This is a genomic window from Kiloniella majae (genome assembly GCF_002118315.1).
GTDB classification, from domain to species: domain Bacteria; phylum Pseudomonadota; class Alphaproteobacteria; order Kiloniellales; family Kiloniellaceae; genus Kiloniella; species Kiloniella majae.
Genome location: NZ_MTSZ01000002.1, coordinates 592,502 through 615,468 on the forward strand (window position 1 = coordinate 592,502; position 22,967 = coordinate 615,468).

Annotated in this window: 21 protein-coding genes and 1 tRNA gene; 10 read left to right on the top strand and 12 right to left on the bottom strand. The window is 46.8% G+C overall.

All coding sequences use genetic code 11. From position 1 onward, the window contains the following. Window positions 1–12: 12 nt before the first annotated feature. From BKB51_RS08900 to BKB51_RS08910, 3 genes are all read left to right on the top strand, one after another. A tRNA-Gln gene (locus tag BKB51_RS08900) sits at window positions 13–86 on the top strand. A 169-nt stretch (window positions 87–255) separates the two neighbouring features. Further along, window positions 256–843 carry a YceI family protein gene (locus BKB51_RS08905; protein ID WP_085900730.1) on the top strand — a complete coding sequence of 196 codons (588 nt, stop codon included), beginning with the start codon at window positions 256–258 and terminating at the stop codon, window positions 841–843. A gap of 18 nt (window positions 844–861) precedes the next feature. Then, window positions 862–1,398, top strand: coding sequence for a cytochrome b (locus tag BKB51_RS08910; protein ID WP_085900731.1), 537 nt, complete (start codon window positions 862–864; stop codon window positions 1,396–1,398). Between the two features lie 129 nt (window positions 1,399–1,527). Here the strand turns inward: BKB51_RS08910 and BKB51_RS08915 are convergent, their stop codons facing one another. Continuing rightward, window positions 1,528–2,586, bottom strand: a complete 1,059-nt coding sequence (locus BKB51_RS08915) for a phospholipase D-like domain-containing protein (RefSeq protein ID WP_085900732.1) — start codon at window positions 2,584–2,586, stop codon at window positions 1,528–1,530. A 225-nt stretch (window positions 2,587–2,811) separates the two neighbouring features. On the opposite strand from BKB51_RS08915, the gene BKB51_RS08920 reads away from it, so the two are divergent. Beyond that, window positions 2,812–3,630, top strand: coding sequence for a tellurite resistance TerB family protein (locus tag BKB51_RS08920; protein ID WP_085900733.1), 819 nt, complete (start codon window positions 2,812–2,814; stop codon window positions 3,628–3,630). An 88-nt stretch (window positions 3,631–3,718) separates the two neighbouring features. Here BKB51_RS08920 and BKB51_RS08925 read toward each other — a convergent pair whose 3' ends face one another. The 6 genes from BKB51_RS08925 to argE all read right to left on the bottom strand — a co-directional run bounded on the left by BKB51_RS08925 (window position 3,719) and on the right by argE (window position 11,526). Continuing rightward, window positions 3,719–5,449 carry a dipeptide ABC transporter ATP-binding protein gene (locus BKB51_RS08925; protein ID WP_085900734.1) on the bottom strand — a complete coding sequence of 577 codons (1,731 nt, stop codon included), beginning with the start codon at window positions 5,447–5,449 and terminating at the stop codon, window positions 3,719–3,721. A gap of 14 nt (window positions 5,450–5,463) precedes the next feature. Continuing rightward, entirely contained in the window at window positions 5,464–6,399 is a 936-nt protein-coding gene (locus BKB51_RS08930) for an ABC transporter permease (RefSeq protein WP_085900735.1), read from the bottom strand. Continuing rightward, window positions 6,399–7,367, bottom strand: a complete 969-nt coding sequence (locus BKB51_RS08935) for an ABC transporter permease (RefSeq protein ID WP_085900736.1) — start codon at window positions 7,365–7,367, stop codon at window positions 6,399–6,401. The genes BKB51_RS08930 and BKB51_RS08935 overlap by 1 nt, the downstream gene beginning before the upstream one ends. Window positions 7,368–7,462: 95 nt before the next feature. Further along, the gene (locus BKB51_RS08940; protein WP_085900737.1) at window positions 7,463–9,058 is read right to left on the bottom strand and encodes an ABC transporter substrate-binding protein; all 1,596 of its coding nucleotides are present in this window, start codon (window positions 9,056–9,058) and stop codon (window positions 7,463–7,465) included. Window positions 9,059–9,124: 66 nt separating this feature from the next. Further along, window positions 9,125–10,297: a M20 aminoacylase family protein gene (locus BKB51_RS08945; RefSeq protein WP_085900738.1), complete on the bottom strand. Its 1,173-nt coding sequence runs from the start codon at window positions 10,295–10,297 to the stop codon at window positions 9,125–9,127. Between the two features lie 65 nt (window positions 10,298–10,362). Next, complete coding sequence (argE, locus tag BKB51_RS08950; RefSeq protein ID WP_085900739.1) at window positions 10,363–11,526, bottom strand: acetylornithine deacetylase; 1,164 nt, start codon at window positions 11,524–11,526, stop codon at window positions 10,363–10,365. A 280-nt stretch (window positions 11,527–11,806) separates the two neighbouring features. On the opposite strand from argE, the gene BKB51_RS08955 reads away from it, so the two are divergent. Next, on the top strand, window positions 11,807–12,715 hold the full coding sequence (locus BKB51_RS08955) for a LysR family transcriptional regulator (protein ID WP_158090186.1): 909 nt from the start codon (window positions 11,807–11,809) through the stop codon (window positions 12,713–12,715). Between the two features lie 48 nt (window positions 12,716–12,763). On the opposite strand, the gene BKB51_RS08960 is transcribed toward BKB51_RS08955, so the two are convergent. Continuing rightward, the gene (locus BKB51_RS08960; RefSeq protein WP_085900741.1) at window positions 12,764–13,993 is read right to left on the bottom strand and encodes an ROK family transcriptional regulator; all 1,230 of its coding nucleotides are present in this window, start codon (window positions 13,991–13,993) and stop codon (window positions 12,764–12,766) included. Between the two features lie 141 nt (window positions 13,994–14,134). On the opposite strand from BKB51_RS08960, the gene BKB51_RS08965 reads away from it, so the two are divergent. Genes BKB51_RS08965 through BKB51_RS08985 form a run of 5 tightly spaced genes read left to right on the top strand, consistent with a single transcriptional unit; the run spans window position 14,135 to window position 19,227 of the window. Continuing rightward, window positions 14,135–15,379, top strand: coding sequence for an extracellular solute-binding protein (locus BKB51_RS08965; RefSeq protein WP_085900742.1), 1,245 nt, complete (start codon window positions 14,135–14,137; stop codon window positions 15,377–15,379). Between the two features lie 14 nt (window positions 15,380–15,393). Beyond that, window positions 15,394–16,281: a carbohydrate ABC transporter permease gene (locus tag BKB51_RS08970; protein ID WP_218043988.1), complete on the top strand. Its 888-nt coding sequence runs from the start codon at window positions 15,394–15,396 to the stop codon at window positions 16,279–16,281. After that, complete coding sequence (locus BKB51_RS08975; protein ID WP_085900743.1) at window positions 16,278–17,129, top strand: carbohydrate ABC transporter permease; 852 nt, start codon at window positions 16,278–16,280, stop codon at window positions 17,127–17,129. Before BKB51_RS08970 ends, BKB51_RS08975 begins: the two co-directional genes overlap by 4 nt. Then, complete coding sequence (locus BKB51_RS08980; RefSeq protein WP_085900744.1) at window positions 17,126–18,160, top strand: carbohydrate kinase family protein; 1,035 nt, start codon at window positions 17,126–17,128, stop codon at window positions 18,158–18,160. The genes BKB51_RS08975 and BKB51_RS08980 overlap by 4 nt, the downstream gene beginning before the upstream one ends. Then, a complete protein-coding gene (locus BKB51_RS08985) occupies window positions 18,157–19,227 on the top strand; it encodes an ABC transporter ATP-binding protein (protein ID WP_085900745.1) in 1,071 nt (356 codons plus the stop codon). The genes BKB51_RS08980 and BKB51_RS08985 overlap by 4 nt, the downstream gene beginning before the upstream one ends. A gap of 25 nt (window positions 19,228–19,252) precedes the next feature. Here BKB51_RS08985 and BKB51_RS08990 read toward each other — a convergent pair whose 3' ends face one another. The 4 genes from BKB51_RS08990 to BKB51_RS09005 form a co-directional block, all read right to left on the bottom strand. Further along, complete coding sequence (locus BKB51_RS08990; RefSeq protein WP_085900746.1) at window positions 19,253–19,852, bottom strand: PAS domain-containing protein; 600 nt, start codon at window positions 19,850–19,852, stop codon at window positions 19,253–19,255. 194 nt (window positions 19,853–20,046) lie between these two features. Further along, entirely contained in the window at window positions 20,047–21,027 is a 981-nt protein-coding gene (locus BKB51_RS08995) for a dipeptide ABC transporter ATP-binding protein (protein WP_085900747.1), read from the bottom strand. Next, window positions 21,027–22,040, bottom strand: a complete 1,014-nt coding sequence (locus tag BKB51_RS09000; RefSeq protein ID WP_085900748.1) for an ABC transporter ATP-binding protein — start codon at window positions 22,038–22,040, stop codon at window positions 21,027–21,029. The genes BKB51_RS08995 and BKB51_RS09000 overlap by 1 nt, the downstream gene beginning before the upstream one ends. A 4-nt stretch (window positions 22,041–22,044) precedes the next feature. Then, complete coding sequence (locus BKB51_RS09005; RefSeq protein ID WP_085900749.1) at window positions 22,045–22,965, bottom strand: ABC transporter permease subunit; 921 nt, start codon at window positions 22,963–22,965, stop codon at window positions 22,045–22,047. Window positions 22,966–22,967 lie beyond the last annotated feature (2 nt).

Sequence of the window (22,967 nt, forward strand, 5' to 3'; positions counted from 1 at the left end):
GCTGAACCCTGATCCGGGATAGTTTAACGGTAGAACTAAGGACTCTGACTCCTTCAGTCCAGGTTCGAATCCTGGTCCCGGATCCATTAATTTTCTGAAAAGATACAAGAAAATTAGGTCGTTTATTGGCCACTCTCTGTTTCCCCCCATCTTGAAGACCGCTCACACAATAGTTACATCCAGATTTATGGATTGGATGATATGGTTCAATTCACCATTTAATTTAGAAAGAATCTTTTTCACGGGGAATGTTACATGTCTTTCAAACTATCTTTTAAAGCTCTTCCAGCCGGTCTTGCTGCGCTGGCGATGTCGCTGTCTGTTTCAATAGCAAATGCCGCCGAGTACGATATTGACCCAACGCACTCTTTTATCAATTTCAAAACCAAACATCTTGGCTTTAGCTGGCTGTCCGGTACTTTCAACAAGATTTCCGGCACCATGGACTATGATCCCGAAGGTGGCGCAGATCAAAAGGTCAACATCGTGATTGATACGGCCAGTCTTGATACCAATCACGCCGAGCGTGACAAGCATCTGCGCAGCCCGGATTTCTTTGATGTGGAAAAATTCCCGACGGCAACATTTGTCAGCACAGGGTACAGTGGCGATGCCAACGGGGGCACGCTTTCCGGTGATTTGACCCTGCACGGCGTAACTAAAAACGTTTCCTTTGATGTCACCAAGATCGGTGAAGGCGAAGACCCATGGGGCGGGTATCGCGCTGGATTTGAGGGTAGCTACACCCTGAAACGGAGTGATTTCGGCATGGACTTTAACCTTGGCCCTGCGGCGGAAGACGTTCAGGTTGATCTCTTTATCGAAGCCATCAAAAAGAAATAATAAAAGCGTCTATCAGTCATGATACGCAATTCAACAGAAAGCTATGGGCTGGTCAGCAAGTTGCTGCACTCGCTCATAGCCTTTTCCATTATCGGCCTGATCGGTCTTGGCTGGTGGATGGTCGGGCTCAGCTATTATGATGCCTGGTATCACACTGGTCTGGAACTGCACCGCGCCATTGGCATCTGTGTTCTGTTGCTGGCATCTATCTTTGTCATATGGAAAGTGATTTCCCCCTCGCCCGGACTTCAAAAATCGCTCAAGCCGATGGAAAAGGTCGGGGCAAAGGTGGTGCATATCATCTTGCTGCTTTCCATGTTTGTCGTTCCCCTGACCGGGTATGCCATTTCCACCTCATCGGGCAGTGGCTTTACCTTCTTCGGGCTTTTCGACATTCCGTCGATCATGGCAATAACCGATGCAACCCGTGATCTCGCCATCAGCCTGCACTACTACATTGCCTATGGCCTGATCGCCGTGGTTCTGTTGCACGCCGGAGCCGCCTTCAAGCATCAGTTCATCGACAAAAAAGGTACGCTTAAGCGTATGTTTTAAGGATGATGTACTGTCGCTAAGTCTGTGCAGGTAAAATAGTTGAGAGGGAGCGCAAGCTCCCTTTTTCTTTAATCTCAAAGGACGGGATTATATAACAGATCTCATATAATCGGCCTCATGTCACAGGCTTCATGTAACGGGTCGGGCATGATCCCGAATTATCCGTTCAATCTCCGCAAGGGCAAAGCTGGCGATCTTCTTCTGGGCCTCTTTCTGGACGGGTGATGTGGCGTCCAGATCTCCCAGAATAATAATGTTCTCATCATTCAGATGGTTCGCAGGTCCCGTATAGTTAAAAGAACCGCCAATCACCACCTGTTTGTCCAGTACCATCAGCTTGTGATGCAGCTTGCCGAGCTGTCCGCGCTTGTGCACAAAGAACAGATCAGCGCCCTTTGCCTTGAGGTCATCCACAGGCGCCCAGTCCTGACTGCCCTGCCCACCATCAAAAACACCCTGTATCGGCATATTGAGATCAAGCAGGCGCAGCATGGTGTCATCTATCCCCGATGACTTTGAGAAGGTAAAGATCGCAAAATCAATCCGCTCGCGTGCCTTGAGCATCTGTTTCATGATCTCCATTTCCGGGCTGTGATCCGGCGCAAACAGCACGCGGATCGGCACATCGGAAACCACTGTATCCGTTGGGGTTTTATCGTGACCTTCGTTCCGCTTGCCAAAATGTCCACGTTGAATTTCTGCAAACTCACGGCTAAAGATCTTCGCGACCTTTTTATCATGAATAATAATCACATGGTTCAGGTTGTTGTGGGTGCCTGTCGGGGTAAAGTTTGTCGAGCCAGAGAGAACAGAAACCCCGTCGCGAATGATAAATTTCTGATGAAAGATCTTTGAGTTGTAATCAACCTTCACATCTATCTTGGCCCGCAAAATGGCATCGTGAACCCGTCTATTTGCCTCGTGCTTGCCCCCGGAAACCCAAGGATCAACCCGTGCCGTCGCGGCCTTGAGATAACTTTGCTCAATCACCATCCTGACCCTGACTTTGCGTTGTCGGGCGCGAATAATCGCCTTGGCAATGGTTTCGTTTTCCAATTCCTGAACCGCGATATCAAGACGTTTTTGCGCGCCGTCAATAAAGCCAACGATCACAGCCTCCAGCTCATCCGGTGCACCCAAATCTTCCGGCCCCGCATGAAACTCTACATTTCCAACACGAACACCCATTGCTTTTCTCCCCATCACGCTTATGACACACGCAATGTACCACAAAAGTGCAACAGGATCATGACAGATCAACCCAAGCGCGTGATATTACATCTAACACTTCAAGTAATGCCCCTTTCATTTTCCGCTATCCGAAGAATTGAAACCCGTAAAAGATCCCCCATATGAGATAGGAACAGAAAATACGTGATCTGAAGAAAACTCTAATTTCTATGATGGGACAGCATGTTTAACGCATCGAAACTAATCAATGAAGTACTTGGCGCTGCTGGAGGTGCCACTGGGGGTGCCGCTGGGGGAACAGGTAGTAGTTCTGCCATGCAAAAGGGCAAGGAATACCTTTCCAACAATGCTGGTGGTTTGGCTGGTGGTGCGGTCGCGGGTGGCCTCGCGGGCTATATGATGGGGTCCAAGAAGGGTCGCAAAATGGCCAAGAAAACCGTCCAGTACGGTGGCCTCGCCCTTGTTGCCGGTCTCGCGTACAAGGCTTATAGCGATTGGCAAGGCAACAAGAATGCTGCCCCTCAACAAAGTATGGGCCAAGGACAAGTGCCCGGACATACACAAGGTCCTGCCCAGAGTCACACTCAGCCCCACAGTACGCATACGCCCCCACAACAGGCCGCTATTGTACCGCCCGTCCCCGAAGATTCAGCCTTTGCTGTAGAATCTGAAACAGAAACCGCAAACAGCTTTGGAGCCGCGCTGGTCTCAGCCATGATTGCAGCCGCAAAAGCCGATGGTCAGATTGACAGCGCGGAACAGGATGCCATCTTTGCCAAGATTGATGAACTTGGTTTGTCAAATGACGAAAAAGCCTTCCTTATGGATCAGCTCCGCAGACCACTGGACATCGACAGTCTGGTTGCCTTGGCTCAAAACAAAGAACAGGCCGTCGAGCTTTACGTGGCTTCCCTGATGGCAATTGAAGTGGATGATCCCGCCGAACAGGGGTATTTGAGCATGCTCGCTGCACGCCTGAAACTGGAGCCGGAACTTGTTTCACATATCCACAGTTCTGTATCTCAGGCTGTTTACGCTTAGACCCCAGTTTTAGCTTAATCTATTCCCGAAAAGAAAAAGGGCTTTGGAAATATCCAAAGCCCTTTTTTAGATTAGATTTCAGTAAGTTTTAACTTGCTTCGGCTTGGCCTGCATCACGATCCATAAGACCCGAATAACTTGGCATCAAACTGATCAGGTGCTTGCTGTATTCATGCTGTGGCGCTTTAAAAAGCTCTTCCGTATCAGCAATCTCAACCATCTTTCCTTTGGACATGACACCAACACGATCACACATCTGACGGATCACCGGTAGATCGTGACTAATGAACATCATGGTCAGTCCCAGTTCTTCCTGCAGATCTTTCAGCAGATTTAGGATCTGGGCCTGAATAGACACATCCAAGGCGGATGTTGGCTCGTCACAGATCAGGAAGCGCGGACGCGTTGCCAACGCACGGGCGATGGAAATACGCTGTCGCTGCCCACCGGAAAATTCATGCGGGAATTTTACGGCTGCCTTTGCCCCAAGACCAACGTGATCAAGAAGATCATCAACAATTTGACGCGTCTCGGCTTCGGAACTTGTCAGCTTATGAAAGCGGATGGGTTCTGCAATAATGTCCCGGACCTTCATCCGCGAATTCACGGATGAAAAGGGATCCTGGAAAATCATCTGCATCTGACGCCGGTGTACATTAAGCTCGCGACGTTTTTTGATTTTGGTCAGATCAGTGCCAGCGAAATTAATAGAACCACCAGCAACCTTGTAAATAGACGTCACCAAACGCGCGATCGTCGATTTACCAGATCCAGACTCCCCGACGATCCCAAAGCACTCACCATCACGGATATCAAAACTGACGTTATCAACGGCGCGGACTTCGCTTTTACCACCACCGAACATACCACCGGATTTAAAAATCATCTCAAGATTATCTACCTTGAGCAATGGTCCGTCGCTTTTGCCAAAGTCGCGCGCTTTACCTAGCCAGTGTGTGTTCAGATCAAGTTCTTTACACTCACCTGCCGCCTCAATGCTTTCAACAACAGGGAAACGATGCAAGCGCACATCTGGACGTGGAACAGCAGAAATCAAACTGCGGGAATAAGGGTGGTCCGGATTACCAAGAATTTTGGCTGTCGGCCCGGTTTCCACCACGACACCACGATACATCACAGCAACACGGTCAGCGACTTCGGCAATCACCCCCATATCGTGGGTAATAATGATCATGCCAACGCCTTTTTCCCGCACCAGCTTCTTAAGCAAGTCAAGAATCTGAGCCTGAATGGAAACATCAAGCGCGGTTGTTGGTTCATCCGCCAGGATAACATCCGGCTCCGCACACAAAGCCAAAGCAATAACAACACGTTGACGCATACCGCCAGAGAACTGATGGGGATAGTGATCAACCCGCGCAGATGGATCAGGAATACCAACTTGATCAAGGAGAGAAATCGCCCGTTCCCTTGCGTCAGCATCAGACAGATCCAGATGGGTTTGAATGGTACCGATCAACTGAGACGCAATGGTTTCGAGCGGGTTCAGAGACGTCAGTGGATCTTGAAAGATCATGCCGATCCGCTTGCCACGGATCTTGCGCAGCTCCGCCTGGGATTTGCCAATGATCTGCTCCCCTTCGAGAAACACTTCCCCGCCGCCAACACGACCGGGGCGTTCCAATAAGCCAACCACAGCATTCCCAATGGTCGACTTACCCGCACCGGACTCGCCGACAACACCAAGGATTTCCCCTGCTGAAACGGTTAAATTTACATCCTTAGCGGCAGTAACATCACCATGGCGAGAGGGAAACTCTACAACGAGATCTTTGATATCCAGTAATTCTTTACTCATGACATCACTCCCAATCAGCGCAGTTTCGGGTTCAAGGCATCACGAAGCCAGTCACCCAGAATATTAACGGAAAGAACAAGAACCACCAGGGCAACACCCGGGAAGATCGTTATCCACCACTCACCAGAGAAGAGATAATCATTCCCGATACGAATAAGCGTTCCCAAAGACGGAGATGTCGGCGGAACCCCCACACCAAGGAAAGAAAGCGTTGCTTCGGTAATAACTGCAAGCGCCAACTGAATAGTTGCAATAACCAGAACAGGACCCATAACATTTGGGAGAATATGACGGATCAGAATAATCCAGTCAGGCAAGCCAATAACCTGCCCTGCCTGAACATATTCCTTGTTGCGTTCAACCATAACAGAGCTACGGACCGTGCGTGCATATTGCACCCAGAAACTCAGGCCAATTGCAACGACCAGAACATAAACCGCGAGTTCATCATGAACGTCACGAGGCATAACACCACGGGCAATACCGTCAATAAGAAGTGCGATCAAAATAGCTGGGAATGAGAGTTGAACATCGGCTACACGCATCAGGAAAGAATCAACTATGCCGCCCGCATAACCGGAGATCAATCCAACAGCAATACCAAGAACAGCCGCGAAACCAACAGACGCAAATCCGACAATAAGAGAGATCCGTGATCCGTAAAGAATGGTAGAGAAAACATCTCTGCCCTGATCATCAGTCCCCAGAAGATAGGTTGCTTTACCGTCAGCTTCCCATGCAGGAGGTAACAGGCCGTCGAAAAGATCAACAGTTGCAAGATCAAAAGGATTATGCGGGGCCACAAAGTTGGCAAAGACCGCGCCAAAGACAATCACAAAAGTCAAAAAGGCGGCGATCATTGCGCCCGGTGATCTCTTGAAATTGTACCAGAGATCACTTTCACGGAAGCGCGTGATAAATGATGGTGCTTCGCTTGAAATATCACTCATTAGCTCTGTACTCGCAAACGGGGATCAACAACAAAATAGAGAATATCGACAATCAAGTTGATCACAACAAAAACAAAGGCAATCAACAGAAGGTATGCCGCCATAACCGGGATATCCACTTCGGATACAGCCTGAATAAACAACAGTCCCATACCCGGCCACTGGAACACGCTCTCGGTAATAATAGCAAAAGCAATGATTGATCCTACCTGTAAACCAATAATCGTAATAACAGGCACAAGGGTATTGCGAAGAGCAATAGAGAAGTTAATCAGTCTAGGGCTTAGGCCGCGAGCATGGGCAAACTTGATATAATCAGTACGCAAAACTTCAAGCATTTCAGCGCGAACCAAACGTACAATCAAAGTCATCTGGAAGACCGCCAGTGTAATAGCTGGCAAGATGATGGACTTCAAACCACTGGACGTCAGGAAGCCTGTGCTCCACCAGCCCAGTTCAACAACTTCGCCACGTCCGAAAGTTGGTAACCATCGCAAGGTCACGCCAAAGAATAGAATTAACAAAATACCAATAAGGAAAGTCGGCAACGATACACCCATTAGGGATATCGTCATAAAACTTCGACTAAAAAATGATTTTGGCTTCAGTGCAGTATAGATCCCCATGGGAACGCCCAATACCAAGGCCAGTACTGCAGAAACGAGGGAAAGTTCCAAGGTTGCAGGAAAACGTTCCGCAATCAATCCGCTCACGGGCTGACGCAGACGATATGACATGCCAAAATCACCCTGGACAGCATTTGCTACAAAACGTCCATACTGAACAATAAACGGGTCATTCAACCCCAGTGATTCAGTCAAGGCTTCCCGCTCTTCGAGCGTTGTATCCTGACCAACCATATTATTAATGGGATCTCCGACAAAACGGAATAGAGCGAAGGCAATCAAGCCAACGACCAACATCACGACAATCGACTGTAACAGTCGCATCGATACAAACTTGAACATAACGTCCCCTGCTTAACTTGGTTCAGAATAATTTGAACCAGTAAAAACGGGGGCCTCTTATTATTGAGGCCCCCTTATACAATTAACCCTGTGGATTATTTGCCGATCACAACATAACGGATATCAAGAACGTTATCCGCACGCTGAGAAAGCGTTACGCCATCACGAACACCCCATGAAAGAGGCTGTTGGTGAAGAGGAAGATAACCAACGTCTTCTTTCAGGATAGAGAAAGCTTCTGCGACCATTTCCTGACGCTTGGCTTGATCTGTCTCTTTTTCTACGTTACTTGCGATTTCATCGATACGCGGATTGGAATAGCGACCGTAGTTGAACTGGCCAGTTTTCTTTTCAGTATCGAAAGAAGACATCAAGTTATAAAGAACGTTATGAACGTCCATTGAACTTGGTGTCCAACCAAGAAGATAGAAGGACGTGTCGTTACCATTTTGCGGGCTTACTTTGGCAAAGTACTTAGACTTTGGCTGAGCATTCAAATCAACCTTGATACCAACACGCGCCAAAAGACCAACAACAGCCTGACAGATTTTTTCGTCATTTACATAACGGTTATTCGGGCAATCCATACCAAGCTCAAAGCCATCCGGGTAACCGGCTTCGGTCAATAGTGATTTGGATTTTTCCGGATCATATTTAAACGGGTTGTTCAAGTCAGAATCATGACCATTGATCTGTGGTGCAATCAAGAGGCCAGATGGAACAGCAGCACCACGCATGATCTTTTTATCAATTGCATTCAAGTCAATCGCATGGGCCATTGCGGCACGAACGCGCTTGTCTTTCAGAGGATTTTTGCCTTTGATGTTGGAATAAAGTAGCTCATCACGCCACTGATCCATCCCCAAAAAGATTGTACGTGCTTCCGGGCCAGTCAGAGGACGAACACCTTCAGCTTCTTCAAGACGATTCCAGTCCTGTACAGGAACTGGATAAACCAAATCAAGCTCGCCAGAAATCAAAGCTGCTACACGTGTAGCACCTTGGGAAATCGGTGTGAAGTTCACTTCTGTAACGTTTGTTGGAATATCTTTCCAATAACCGTCAAAGCGTTTGAATGTTGAACGGACATCCGGTTGGCGTTCGGACAGGATAAACGGACCAGTACCATTAGCGTTCTGAGCAGCATAAGTCGCCGTTGAATCAGCAGCTTTTGGACTTGTCGCTTCCTGTGCTCCATGCTTCTCAGACCACTCTTTGTCCATCATGTAATAGAACACGAGTTCACGAGGAAGAATTGGATTTGGAGCTGGGGTTTCAACTTCGATCGTATAGTCATCAATCTTCTTGATGCCTTTCATACGACCGCCATAGCCCTTCATATCAGACCCATCAGTCAACGTACGCTTCCATGAGAAGATCACATCATCTGCATTGAAATCGCCACCATCATGGAATTTCACACCTTCACGAAGCTTGAAAATCCATGTTGTCGGACCTGTGTTTTCCCAACTTACAGCAAGACCTGGCTGTAGTTCCAGGTTGTTGTCATAGTAGGTCAAACCTTCATAGACATTTCCCAAGAAACCAAGGGTAAAAGTTTCATTCAACCCATGGGGATCAAGAGACTGAACATCACCTTGAAATGACCACTTGAAAGTTTCGGCATTTACTGCCCCCGCACCAAGCGCAAGTGCACATGCACTTGCTGCGAGTATTGCTTTAATCTTCATATTGATACTCCCTGTATTTTTTACTCTACTAGTTTTTATAACTCTACTTCTGATCTTTTTTTATTCTTAACGATTTATCGGCATCGCTGTTTCAACAAGTTTAGCCCAATAAGAACATCCTATGGGAATTATTTCGTCGTTAAAGTTGTATTTTGGATGATGGACCGGGGCCGTATCGCCATTGCCCAGGAAAATAAAGGATCCCGGACGCGCATTGAGCATAAAGGCAAAATCTTCACCACCCATGGTCGGATTTGCATCGGTATCCACTTTGTCTTCACCAGAAATGCCGGATGCAATATCCACAGCAAAAGCAGTTTCCTTTTCGTGGTTCATCACGACAGGATAATTGCGCTTATAATCAAGAACAGCCGTCGCACCATGCGCCTTTGCTGTGTGCTCAACTATTTCCTGAATGCGTTTTTCAGTCAGATCACGGACAGACTCGCTCAAGGTACGAACAGTACCATTCAAACTTGCCGTATCCGGGATAACGTTAAAAGCCGTTCCTGCATTGCAGGTTGTTACTGAAACAACCACGGATTCAATCGGATCAATATTACGCGAAGCAATAGACTGCAAAGCCAGAATGATGTGGCTGGCGATTACAATAGGATCAATGGTTTCGTGAGGTTTCGCCGCATGTCCACCAGATGCCTGAATATCAATGGTAAAGATATCAGTTGCCGCCATTAACGCGCCCGGGCGCGTACCAAAACTGCCCACAGGAACGCCGGGCCAGTTGTGCAGACCATAAACTTCCTGAATATCGAAACGATCCATCATGCCGTCATCAACCATTTCGCGACCACCGCCGCCACCTTCTTCTGCGGGCTGGAAAATCACCGCAACAGATCCATCAAAATTTCTAGTCTCGGAAAGGTATTTAGCAGCCCCCAGTAACATCGCCGTGTGTCCATCATGACCACAGGCATGCATTTTACCATCTACTTTGGACGCATATTCAACGCCAGTTTCTTCATGAATTGGCAAGGCGTCCATATCCGCGCGCAAACCAATAACCTTACCAGAACTCGTCTGATTTCCCTTGATGATACCCACAACACCCGTACGGCCAATACCGGTAACAACTTCATCCAGTCCAAATTCTTTAAGTTTTTCAGTTACAAAACTTGCAGTCTCTTCAACATCAAACAAAAGTTCTGGGTTCGAGTGGATCTCACGACGCCATCCTGTAATTTCATCATGAAGCTCTGCAAACCTGTTTATAATTGGCATTGTTATTCCTTAATTGGGTATATCTACTGTACGTATTTTAAATTATTCTAATTCACTTCAATATCTTAACTGGCTAAACGGTCAATTAAACGACGTTGAAAATCAACCCCGGCATTTAATTGCTCAACGGACAGATATTCATTGGCAGCATGCGCTTGGGCAATATCACCGGGACCACAGACAATCGTTGAATAACCACCATCCTGAAACTGCCCGGCTTCGGTTCCATATGACACAACATGTTCAGCATTATCGCCTGTTATCTGGCGAACCAATCTCTCAGCTGAACCATCCGTTTCACGACGACATCCCGGCACATTACCTGTCACTTCGATCTCGATGCATGCTGATGGAGCAACACGCTTCATCTCTGCTTCCAACTCTTCGGCATAAGCACGATAAGCATCCAGATACCGCATCGGGTCTTCTTGTGGCAAAGTCCTGATATCCGTTGTAAAAGAGCAATCTTTCGCCGTTATATTACTGGCAGTTCCCCCTTCGATTACACCACAGTGCAAAGAGGTATAAGGTGGATCAAATAGAGCGTTCTCGGGTAAATTTTCTGTCCGTGCTTTGTTCTCCAGCATTTGCTTCTCGTGCCAGACCACAAGCTTTGCGGCAACAAGTACAGCCGACACACCCGTGTGGACCAGGCTGGAATGAACTTCAAATCCTCTTACCCGGGTAATCAACCCCAAAGCACCTTTATGGCCTGACACCACCTTCATCATTGTTGGCTCCCCAACAATCACAGCTTCTGCCTTAACCTTTGGTGCCATATCCTCAATCATTGACGGCGCCCCCAGACACCCGACTTCTTCGTCATAAGAAAGAGCAAGATGTATCGGGCGCTTCATTTTGGCTTTGATCATATCGGGAACCAGCGACAGAGCTATGGCAGAAAAAGCTTTCATATCAGCAGTACCACGACCATAGAGAAGGCCGTCAGCTTCAATGACATCAAAAGGATCAGTATCCCAAGGCTGTCCTTCAACAGGGACAACATCTGTATGTCCGGATAAAATCACACCGCCATCTGTATCGGGGCCAATAGTTGCCCATAGATTGGTCTTGGAACCATCACCATTTGGAACACGCTTAGAAGTAACACCGTGAGAGCTTAAATACTCTTCTACAAATTCTATGAGAGGAATATTACTATTTCGCGACACAGTATCGAACGAAACCAACTTGGTAAGCATTTCTTTTGCCGAGTAATATTCAGCCACAGGCAACTCCCTCAAGCCACTTATTCGAATGATTCCAAAATAAGTCGCAAATAAAAAACATATTTATTTCTCTTCCCGGCAATAAGGCTGAGATTGAAATCTCCATTCCGGGGCAATATGACTTGTATGCACAGAAAAATTACTGAGACATCAACGTCGGCACATGACGTCTTCAAGTAACTTGACTGTGCAGATGAATAAGAAGGCCACGATCCAGGAATTGAATCAATGCATAATGATGTATATAGATATACAAAAAAAGCATAATGGATATTTACTCATGCGAATGCGACAACTCGAGGCTTTCCGGGCGACAATTCTGAACGGCACTATCTCTTCTGCCGCAAAAAGTCTAAAGACAACACAGCCGACAATCAGTAGGCTCCTGGCTGATTTGGAATATTCCCTCCAGCTAAATCTATTACACCGTCGGAAAGGGCGTGTTGTTCCTACACCAGAAGGAATGGCTTTTTATCGTAAACTTGATGAAGTATTTGATGCTTTTTCAAAACTCAAAACAGCTGCGGAAGATATTTCGCGGGATAAACAACAGGAAGTGCGAATTATATCGCTTGGCGCTATCTCTATCAGTGTTGTGCCAGAAATCATCGAAGAGTTCACCGCCAATCATCCGGACATCAATGTCACGCTCAACACGACCGATGTTAAAAGTTATTTTAACATGCTTATGGATGAAGACCTCGACATTGCCTTTGGCAACCAGATGGGGGAACAACCCGGTGTGGAACAAGTTATTTTGGCCAAGGTCGATTACATTTGCGCACTCCCCCCCCAACACCCTCTATGTGAAAAGAAGGTTATTCATGAAGAGGATCTAATTGGTGAAAAACTTATCGCTCTGGACAGTGATGATGTTCTCGCATTTCATCAACATACAGATCTCTACAAACGAATAAACCCTGTCACACAGTTCAGCACACAGCACTCTGCCAATGCCTATTCCCTGGTAAACAAAGGCCTGTGCAGTGGCGTCTTGGAACCCTTCTCTGCCCCGATCTGGGCCGCAATGGGGGTAAATATCAGGCCTTTCAAACCGACAATATCCTATAAATATTCCGCTTATTTCAAAGAAGACAAGAAACAAAGCTGGGTTATCAGAGAGCTTCTGGATATCGCCGGACGCAAGTTTAAAAAATACGAAACACCGCCTCAGCAAGGCACGCTTTAGAGTGCACATAACGGATGCTGGTACAAATATACGCCATGTGCATGCCCGCTACTTCATAGATGCTTTCGACTGACTATAGAGTTCGGCATTAAACTCGTAAAAAATGGGAACACTTGCCGCACCATGGGCCGGCGCCGACGGGGCACTTATCCCTAATAACACACGTTGTTCCAATGGTTTTAACTGGGTGGCAACAGACGGTAACAAAGGCATCATTTCATCGAGTAAAGCCTCCGCTATTTTGGGAGGTAATAACCCACCGATAAAAATCACTTCAGGATCAAATGAACTCTCTAGCGCCAAGATCCCCACACGTAGCTTTTCCGCCGCCTTTTTAAGCCAACTCATAAAGATGGGGTCCTGTTGATCTAGAAGATTTTCAAGATGTTCAGGAGCACGATGATCAGTATCCCCTTCGCCCAGAGCCTCATAGGCAGCGCGCAAAGAAACATACCGCTCAAAGCATCCGCTGTTCCCACATTCACATTGTTTCCCACCGGTCTCGACAAGGATGTGACCTATTTCCCCCGCTGCCCCTCTTGCGCCATGATAAACCTGTCCGTTTAAAAACAGACCAGCGCCGAGCCCCATCCCGATAAAGACATAGACAAAATTATCAAATCGCTTCCCTGCTCCATGCAAGCGTTCAGCAATTGCCGCAGCATTCGCATCATTTTCGACAATCACTGGTAATGCCAAACGTGTTGATAACTTCTCTTCCAGTGGAAAGTTCACCCACCCGGGGCCAACACCGGTTGGGCCACTTACATCAAATGGCCCCGGGATAGCCACCCCGACACCAAAGACTCGTTCTTTTTCAATACCTGCCGTTTCGATAACCTGATCAACAAGCTTGGCTAAAATCTCAACCCCCTCCTCTGGAGATGGCCGTGATACTTCCTGTTGTATCTTGGCAATTTCTTCACCGGCTAAATTTACCAGTATTGTCAAAGCAAACTGGTGATCCATCTGGATACCGACGGAAAACCCACCTTGTGAATTCAGTCGATAGGGGCGTGCAGGTTGCCCCCTTTTCGCTTTTTGCGGCTCACCCGCAATCAACAAACCACGTTGTTCCAGTTCGGCAACAAGATTCGAAATTGTCTGTACGGAAAGGGCCGTTGTCCGGGTAATTTCTGCACGTGTTAGTTCCCCATGCCGACGCACAGCATCTATCACTGCCCTAAGATTATGCTCTTTGGCATGTTCCAGATTCGTCCCTAAAACGCCGGACTTAACAGCATGATTTTCACCACTTTTATTTTTTTCCGTTGCCATATGACAATTCCATGCTAGATTAATTAAATCAAATTGAGTTAATAAATAACACTATCCACTCAAACTGCCACAGACAAATAAAAACTACAAACTTTAGCGAACCCGCTTTTGTGGCAACAACCTTGAAACAGGGAGGTTACTATGAAGAAAAGTAAATTACTTATGGCAGCAGCTCTTGGTGCTCTTGTAACGGCATCACCGGCTAATGCAGAAAAAACCCAGCTCAGTGCCCTTTTTATGGCGCAAGCAGCGTATAGCGAACAAGACATTGAAAACATGACGGAAGCCTTTGAAAAGGCAAACCCAAGTGTTGATGTTAAAATGGAATTTGTGCCCTACGAAGCACTCCACGATAAAATTGTTCTCTCTCATAATGCTACCGAAGGCTATGACGTTGTTCTCTTTGATGTCATCTGGCCCGCTGAATTTGCACAATACGGTCTACTGACTGATGTCAGCGATAAAATTGACTCAGCCACAAAAGAAGAAATTCTCGAAGGCGCCTGGACCACGGTTGAATACGGTGGAAAATATTACGGTATGCCTTGGATCGTTGATACCAAGTACCTTTTTTACAATGAAAAAATGCTAAAGGAAGCTGGCATATCAAAACCGCCAGTTAGCTGGTCCGAACTCACTACTCAGGCACAATTGATCAAAGACAAGGGTATCGTGGACTATCCCTTGGTCTGGAGCTGGTCGCAATCAGAAGCAGTAATCTGCGATTACGCAACTTTCCTTTCTGCAATGGGCGGCGAGTTCTTGGATGCAGATGGTAAGCCTGTCTTCCAACAAGGTGGTGGTCTCAAAGCTTTGGAATACATGGTCGATACAATCAAACTTGGCCTGACAAACCCAAACTCACGTGAATATTCAGAAGAAGATGTTCGCCGCACTTTTTCTAGCGGACAAGCGGCCTTCGCGGTGAATTGGACTTATATGTATAACCTTGCAAATGATCCAAAAGAATCATCTGTCGCAGGTCATGTGGGTATTGCGCCAGCACCAGGTGCAAAAGGCATTAGTTCTGCATCTGCGGTGAACGGATCTATGGGCCTCGGTATTACATCAAAGAGTAAACACAAAGAACTGGCATGGAAATATATTCAACACCTGTCATCCAAACCAGTTCAGGAAGACTTTGCAAAATTAAGCCTGCCTGTATGGAAATCTTCCTACGAGAACCCAGCAGTCACAAAAGGGCAGGAAGAACTATTAAAAGCCGCTAAAGTTGGCTTGGCCGCAATGTATCCACGCCCGACAAAAGCGTCCTATCAGGAAATGTCATCTGCCCTGCAGGTTGCAATCCAGGAAGCACTACTTGGTTCCAAAACACCAGCAGATGCTTTGAACGAAGCTGCTGATGTCGCTGCAGATCTCGACTAGAGTAGTTAAGTTCTATGGTGCGTTTTCCCAAAGCCACAACTGCGTGGCTCCTACTGACCCCGATGATGACAATCATCATCGGGGTAGTCGGATACCCCCTGATAAAAACGGTTTATTACAGCTTTACTGCTGCTCATCTTGCATCCCCGGCAACAACGGACAGATGGGTTGGTTTTAAAAATTATCTGAAAGCACTCGGTAATACGAAATTTTTGGATTCAATAGAAAACACCGCTTATTTTGTATCAGTTTCCGTCTCTGCTGAAATTGTCATCGGCGTGCTCGTCGCCTTATTATTAAACCAGACATTCAAAGGGCGAACTCTGTTACGAGCACTTTTGATCCTTCCATTGGCCCTTCCGACTGTGGTCAATGCAATGATGTGGCGACTGATTTACGGACCTGACTTTGGGGCGCTTAACGCCCTTCTCACCCAGATTGGCCTCATGGCAGAATATCAAAGCTGGTTAGGCGATCCCGATCTCGCGCTTTGGATGGTTGCGGTTGCAGATATCTGGAAGAACTTTCCACTGGTCGCGCTCATCACGCTTGCTGCCCTGCAAACAATTTCAAAAGACTTGATCGAAGCCGCTACTCTTGATGGGGCAAATGCTTGGCAGCGCTTTTGGACTGTTGTCTTTCCAGCAATTATCGCCCCCGTCTCTGTTGCGCTCGTCCTACGCACAATCGAAGCATTTAAAGTGTTCGATATCATCTATGTCATGACCCGCGGTGGCCCGGCAAACAGTACCAAAACAGTTAGTTTTCACGTCTATCAAGAAGCCTTCGCTTACATGCGTATTGGTTCCGGTGCCTCCTATGCACTCATCGTTGTTCTGATAAGTGCCGTTCTGATAGCCACCTATCTATGGCTTATCAAAAAACAGGGAAATACAGCATGATCCAACCAAGCAAAACACAAACCATCATCGTTTATAGTTCAGCGATTACGCTCGGACTTATTCTTCTCTGCCCTGTATTATGGCTGTTTATCATGAGCGTCAGCTCCACAAAAGACCTGACCACACTCCCTTTACAATGGATACCCGAAGACATTTCTTTTGAAAACTACATCAAGCTGATTGGTGACGTTGACAGTACTAGCGCAGAATCTTTCCTCTATGCCCTTCGTAACAGTTTGATTGTCGCCCTGTCCGCAACCTTCCTGTCCCTTTGCGTCGCGATTCCAGCAGCATATAGTCTTTCCAGACTTCCCGGTAAACGCAGGAAGAGTCTGTTATTTGTTGCCATCGCGACCTTCATGATGCCGCCTGTCGCCCTTGTCTTACCCCTCTATTCCGCCATGGCATCTCTCGGACTTCTCAATACCCATATTGCCCTGATTGCTGTTTATTGCGGCATTCTGGTTCCTTTCACCACATGGCTGTTGAAAAGTAATTTTGATGCCATCCCAATAGATCTGGATGAAGCCCCTCTCATAGATGGTGCTAACCGCCTTCAGATTATCTGGCATATTACGCTTCCCATTGCGAAGCCGGCACTTGGCGCTGCTGCATTAATGGCTGTTCTGATGGCCTGGGACGAATTTTTCTACGCCCTATTGTTTACAAACGATATCCGGGCCAAGACCCTTCCGGTTGCCATCGCAGACTTTGCTGCCGGACGCGTAGCCGACTATGGCCTTATTTCTGCCGCAGGCATTCTGGCCACTATCCCGCCAGTATCAATGGCATATTTCTTACAAAAATCACTCGTATCCGGGTTGATGAGCGGGAGCGTTAAGGGATGATAGAAGCACCTAACCCCAAAAATAACTTAAAAAACCCAGAGATTGTTACAGTCGGAACAGTAAATGTTGACCTGATCATGGGGCCACAGGCTCCTTGGCCCATACCAGGAACCGAAGTCATACTCCCCGATGCAAACCTTCGTGAAGGTGGTGGCGCAGGCATCACTGCAAAAGCGCTAACGGCATTAGGCATTCGCCATCGCATGGTCGTCAACATCGGTAACGACCTCTTTGGCGATTGGCTTATGAAGCAATACCCTGATCTGGTTGATGACTGGATCATTGATTCTGTCGACACTGCTTTAACTGTTGGCATCACCCATCCGGATGGCGAACGTACCTTTTTTAGTACACCCGGCCATGTCGCCCAGTTTCAGCCGCTAGAGCTACAGAACAAACTCGCCGGAATGGATCTCAATAATGTTATTGTTTTATTTGTTGGTACATCCCTTATGCCAACAATCCGCCCCGCGCTGATTAAAATATTTGAGTTTGTTAAATCCAAGGGCGGGTTAATAGCATTAGATACGGCATGGCCAACAGATGGTTGGACTAAAAGCATGCGGGCAGAAGTTCTAAGCTGGATCCCCTATACAGATATTGTTTTGCTCAATGAAGCAGAAGCCCAGGGTCTTTTATCTGGAGAAAGGTCTCTATCGTCTGAAACAACTTCACTTGATTATCAATTTATCCTGAAAAAAATGTCCCCAAATTCCTTGTTTGTCACCAAACTGGGAAAGGATGGCGCAAGAGTTGACAGACTTGGTTCTCCTCCTCTGATTAAAAAATCAGATGAAACTATCGTCAAGGATACAATCGGAGCCGGGGATTCCTTTAACGCAGGGTTCCTTGCGGCTTATGCAAGATCACAATCAATAGAAACATGCCTCCAAGTCGCTGTTGATACGGCAAGACACGCGATTTCTTCACATCCGAGATGTTATCCCGGCAGTCAGGATGTCGGTTTAAAAGACTATCCCGACCAAAGATCTGCACAAAAGATTTTCAAAAAAAGGAAACAAGCAGTATGACCGCGCTATCTCTTAAAAATATTAATAAAAGTTTCGGTGAGATCCAGGTTATTCGCGATATAAATCTGGACATCAAACCCGGTGAATTTGTTGTTTTTGTCGGACCTTCTGGTTGCGGGAAATCTACCCTGCTACGTATGATCGCAGGCTTGGAAGAAATAAGTTCGGGTGAGTTTTGGATCCAAGATCGGCGTGCAGATCAACTCCCAGCATCCGAACGTGATATCGCAATGGTTTTTCAATCATATGCGCTTTATCCACACATGACACTCGCTGAAAACATTGGCTTTCCTCTTCGGTTGGGAAACCAACCAAAAGAAATAATCGAGAAGAAGGTACAGGAAATTGCTTCAATCCTTCGTCTTGAAAAATTCCTTGATAGGAAGCCCGGTCAAATTTCCGGCGGACAACGTCAACGTGTTGCCATAGGACGTGCACTTGCACGGGATCCAAAGGTTATTTTACTTGATGAACCCCTCTCCAATCTGGATGCAGCTTTACGATTAGAAATGCGCATAGAACTTGCGAAGTTACACAAGCAACTCGAAGCCACAATGATTTATGTCACCCATGATCAGGTCGAAGCAATGACCCTGGCGGACCGAATTGTGATTCTCAATAACGGGGAAATTGCACAAGTTGGTTCACCTCTCGACCTTTACACAAAACCGGCAAATACTTTTGTCGCAGAGTTTATTGGTTCGCCGAAAATGAACCTGTTTCCAGCATCAATTACCGAGGGCCACCCAGGCGAGACCAAGATTAACCTAATCGGCTCATCCAGTAACTTGATGGTCAATAAAGATATTGAACCTAACAACGAATTACATCTTGGCATTCGCCCTGAACATATGACACCGTCTGATGAAGGCGCAATCAAAGGCATTGTCACAAGTACCGAGCAACTTGGGTCAGACACCTATATCTATTTTGATTCAGAAACCAAAGAACAAGCCGTCGCCAGGCTCAATGGGATAACTGCCATTCGAACGGGTGAAAAAATCTCTTTCGACGCCTCGCAAGAACACTATCATCTATTTTCACCGGGAGGGGACCGGATAAATTGAACATAGATGCCTGTGCATTAAGGATTTAATGATCATCCTTAGTAGAAGCATCGTCAGAAAAATTAGGTACGATTGCGACAATCAGGCGTTCTACTTCATCATGTTGATTACTTAGGGGTAAGATCAATCGATCCCACGTCTGCATCTTAAGAGAATGATGAGGTATATGCTGTGTATAAAGAGGCTCTTTTCGCAGGACAACTGCCCGATAAGTGACCGCAAAAAAAGCTCTGAGTGGTGTCCATATGTCTGAAAGCAACAACCCGGTCAGGTCTTTACCCGGTTCATTCATGATGGCAGATCCGTACAAACGATATTTGAAGTCTTCGCCACCATCAATAATATCCAAGACAGCCAGGTAGCCCAATACTGAGCGTAATTCCAAGGGATCAACAGCATCCGGTGAAGCCGCAAAATTCTGCCCCCGAGACTGATGCCACCACTTGAAAAAATATTCTAACTGTTCCCCTGGTAGATTTTCAGGAGATTGATTCCAGATAAGAACAGGCTTGGGGCTACCAAGCTTTTGCATTAGCACACCCAGTTCGAAATAATCTTCCCGGACAACCTCTTCGGCACGTTTCCATAACGATTCTGTCGAACAATAGCTATCTTCAGCGAGCATACTTCACTCCCAACCAAACTCTGTGAGTTAAGCTAGTAGCACAAACAAAGCACTATTTAAACGAAATTCAGTTAATGATTTTCAATCAAAAAGAGAATATATTAATTAAAATATCTAAAATAAGAAGCCAAAATAAAAAAATGCGCCCAACAGAGTTGAGCGCATTTTCTATAACGTGAAGACTTGAGCGATATTTAACTACGCCCCTCCTCCACAGCATGGCAAGATACAAGAGCACTGCTGGTTGATGCCAAAACAGGGCGCTCTGCCTCGCAGCGGTCATTCGCAAGCGGACAGCGCGGGTGGAAAGAACAGCCTGATGGCGGGTTCAAAGGAGAAGGAAGCTCCCCGACCAACTTGATACGGTCTTTCTTTCTGTTCGGATCAGCGACAGGTGTCGCAGACAGCAAGGCCCGTGTATATGGATGTTGAGGATTACTGAAGATTTCATCCCGTGTTCCATGTTCCACAGGTTGCCCAAGATACATCACCAGAACATCATCAGCGATATGCTTAACAACAGACAGATCATGCGAGATGAAGAGATAGGCAAGATCCATTTCTTCCTGCAGATCAGTCAGCAAATTCAACACCTGTGCCTGAATAGAAACATCCAACGCAGAAACGGGCTCATCCAAGATCACAATCTTGGGACGTAGCATCAAGGCACGAGCAACCGCAATACGCTGTCGCTGACCACCAGAGAACATATGGGGATAGCGATCAGCCTGTTCAGGACGAAGACCAACACGTGACATCATTGAAAGCACTTCTTCCCGTCTTTCAGAAGCTGACATCTTGGTATTGATTTTCAAAGGCTCGGCCAGAATATCGCTGATCTTCTGACGCGGGTTCAAAGAACCGTAAGGATCTTGAAAGACAATCTGCACCATCTGGCGCAGCGTAATCATGTCTTCTTTGCTGTGGGCTGAAGCAATGTCCATTCCACCGAGAACCAACTCACCCTGCGTTGGTTTTTCAATCAATGTAACCAAACGCGCCAGTGTGGATTTACCACAACCGGATTCACCAACAACGGCAAGTGTTTTACCGGCCTCAAGCTTAAAGGTTGCTCCATCAAGTGCTTTAACGGTACCGCCCTTGGAGAACATACCACCTTTAACCTCGTAATAACGTTTGAGGTTATCGGCTTTCAATACAGTTTCAGCACCCATTATACAGCTCCCCCTGAAACAGAGACATCCGAAGCAGAAACACCGGGATGATTATTGGTTGGTTTACCATCAACCAATGGATAATGGCACAGAACCTTACTGGCGTGATCAGGTGCTTCTTTTCTGCATTTATCCGTTGCAAACTGACACCGCGGATTGAAAAGACATCCCGTTGGCCTGTCTAATAGACCAGGAACAACGCCTGGAATTGATGGTAAACGCTTACTTGTCGCACGTTCTGGCAAAGCATTAAGCAAAGCATAGGTATAAGGGTGCTGTGGTTTATCAAACAAACCAACGACATCCTGGCGTTCCACCTGTTGGCCTGCATACTGAACATTCACAACTTCAGCAGTTTCAGCGACAACCCCCATATCGTGGGTAATCAGAACCAAGGCCATGCCTTTTTCTTTTTGCAATTCACCCAGTAGCTCAAGGATCTGAGCCTGAATTGTCACATCCAAAGCCGTTGTTGGCTCATCAGCAATCAACAAACGTGGGTTACAGGCAATCATCATTGCGATCATCACACGCTGGTTCATACCACCAGACATCTGATGGGGAAAAGCCCGCAATCTGGTTTCCGGTGCCGGAATACCAACCAAGCCCAAAAGTTCAATAGCTCTTTTTTCCAGCTCTTTCTTGGTACCGCCCAAATGCTCCTTGATCACTTCCATGATCTGATAACCAACGGTAAAACAAGGGTTAAGGCTGGTCATTGGCTCCTGAAAAATCATGGAAATATCTTTTCCAATGATTTGGCGGCGCTCTTTTTTGGAAATTGATAACAAATCAATTCCATCGAAGAGCATGCGATCAGCTGTAATGTTCGCCGTCCACGGCAACAGGCCCATCAAAGCAAGCATGGAAACGGATTTACCCGATCCGGACTCACCAACAATCGCGACCATTTCCCCCTGATCAATTTCAAGATCAACACCATCAACAGCTCGAAACAAACCATGTGCAGTCTGAAATTCGACAGAGAGATTTTTAATATCCAATAAACTCATGGGATCAAGACCTCTTCATCTTAGGATCAAGGGCATCACGCAGACCATCACCCATCAGGTTAATAGCCAGGACGGTCAACAAAATTGCAATACCAGGGAAGGTAACAACCCACCATGCACTGAGAATAAATTCACGCGCTTCGGCAAGCATTGTCCCCCACTCGGATGCAGGTGGTTGCGCACCCATACCCAAGAAGCCTAGTGCTGCCGTATCAAGAATAGCAGTCGAGAAACTCAACGAAGCCTGAACAATCAATGGTGCCATACAGTTTGGCAGAATTGTTACAAGCATCAATCGCATCGTACCTGCACCCGCAACTTTACTTGCGGTCACATAATCCCGAGCAGATTCAGCCACAGCAGAAGCACGCGCGAGACGAACATAATGCGGCAAATAAGTAATCGAAATCGCAATCATCGCATTTCTAAGGCCAGGGCCAAGCATAGCGACAAGAACCAACGCCATCAGCAAGCTTGGGATAGACAAGATCACATCCATAACCCGCATAACAATGACTTCGTAGAAGCCTCTGAAATATCCGGCGGACAAACCAAGCAAAACACCGAATGTCAGGCTGATAACAATCACAATACATCCGGCAAACAGTGAGAAGCGAGATCCGTGCATCAGACGCGAGAGTAGATCACGCCCAACCGCATCCGTTCCCAACAGGAACTCAATACTTCCACCATCCTGCCAAAACGGCGGGATCAGAATGAAATCGCGATTTTGCTGATCCGGCGAATGTGGTGCGATCAGATCAGCGAAAAGAGCAATAAAAACGATAAACAGGAAGAAAAACAGGCCAACAACGGCACCTTTGTTTTCCGAAAAATAGAACCAGAACTCTCTGAACTGTTGACGCAGAGGGCTGATCTGTTCAGGTACCGAGGACTGCTCGGCTGTATTTTGAACTTCGCTCATCA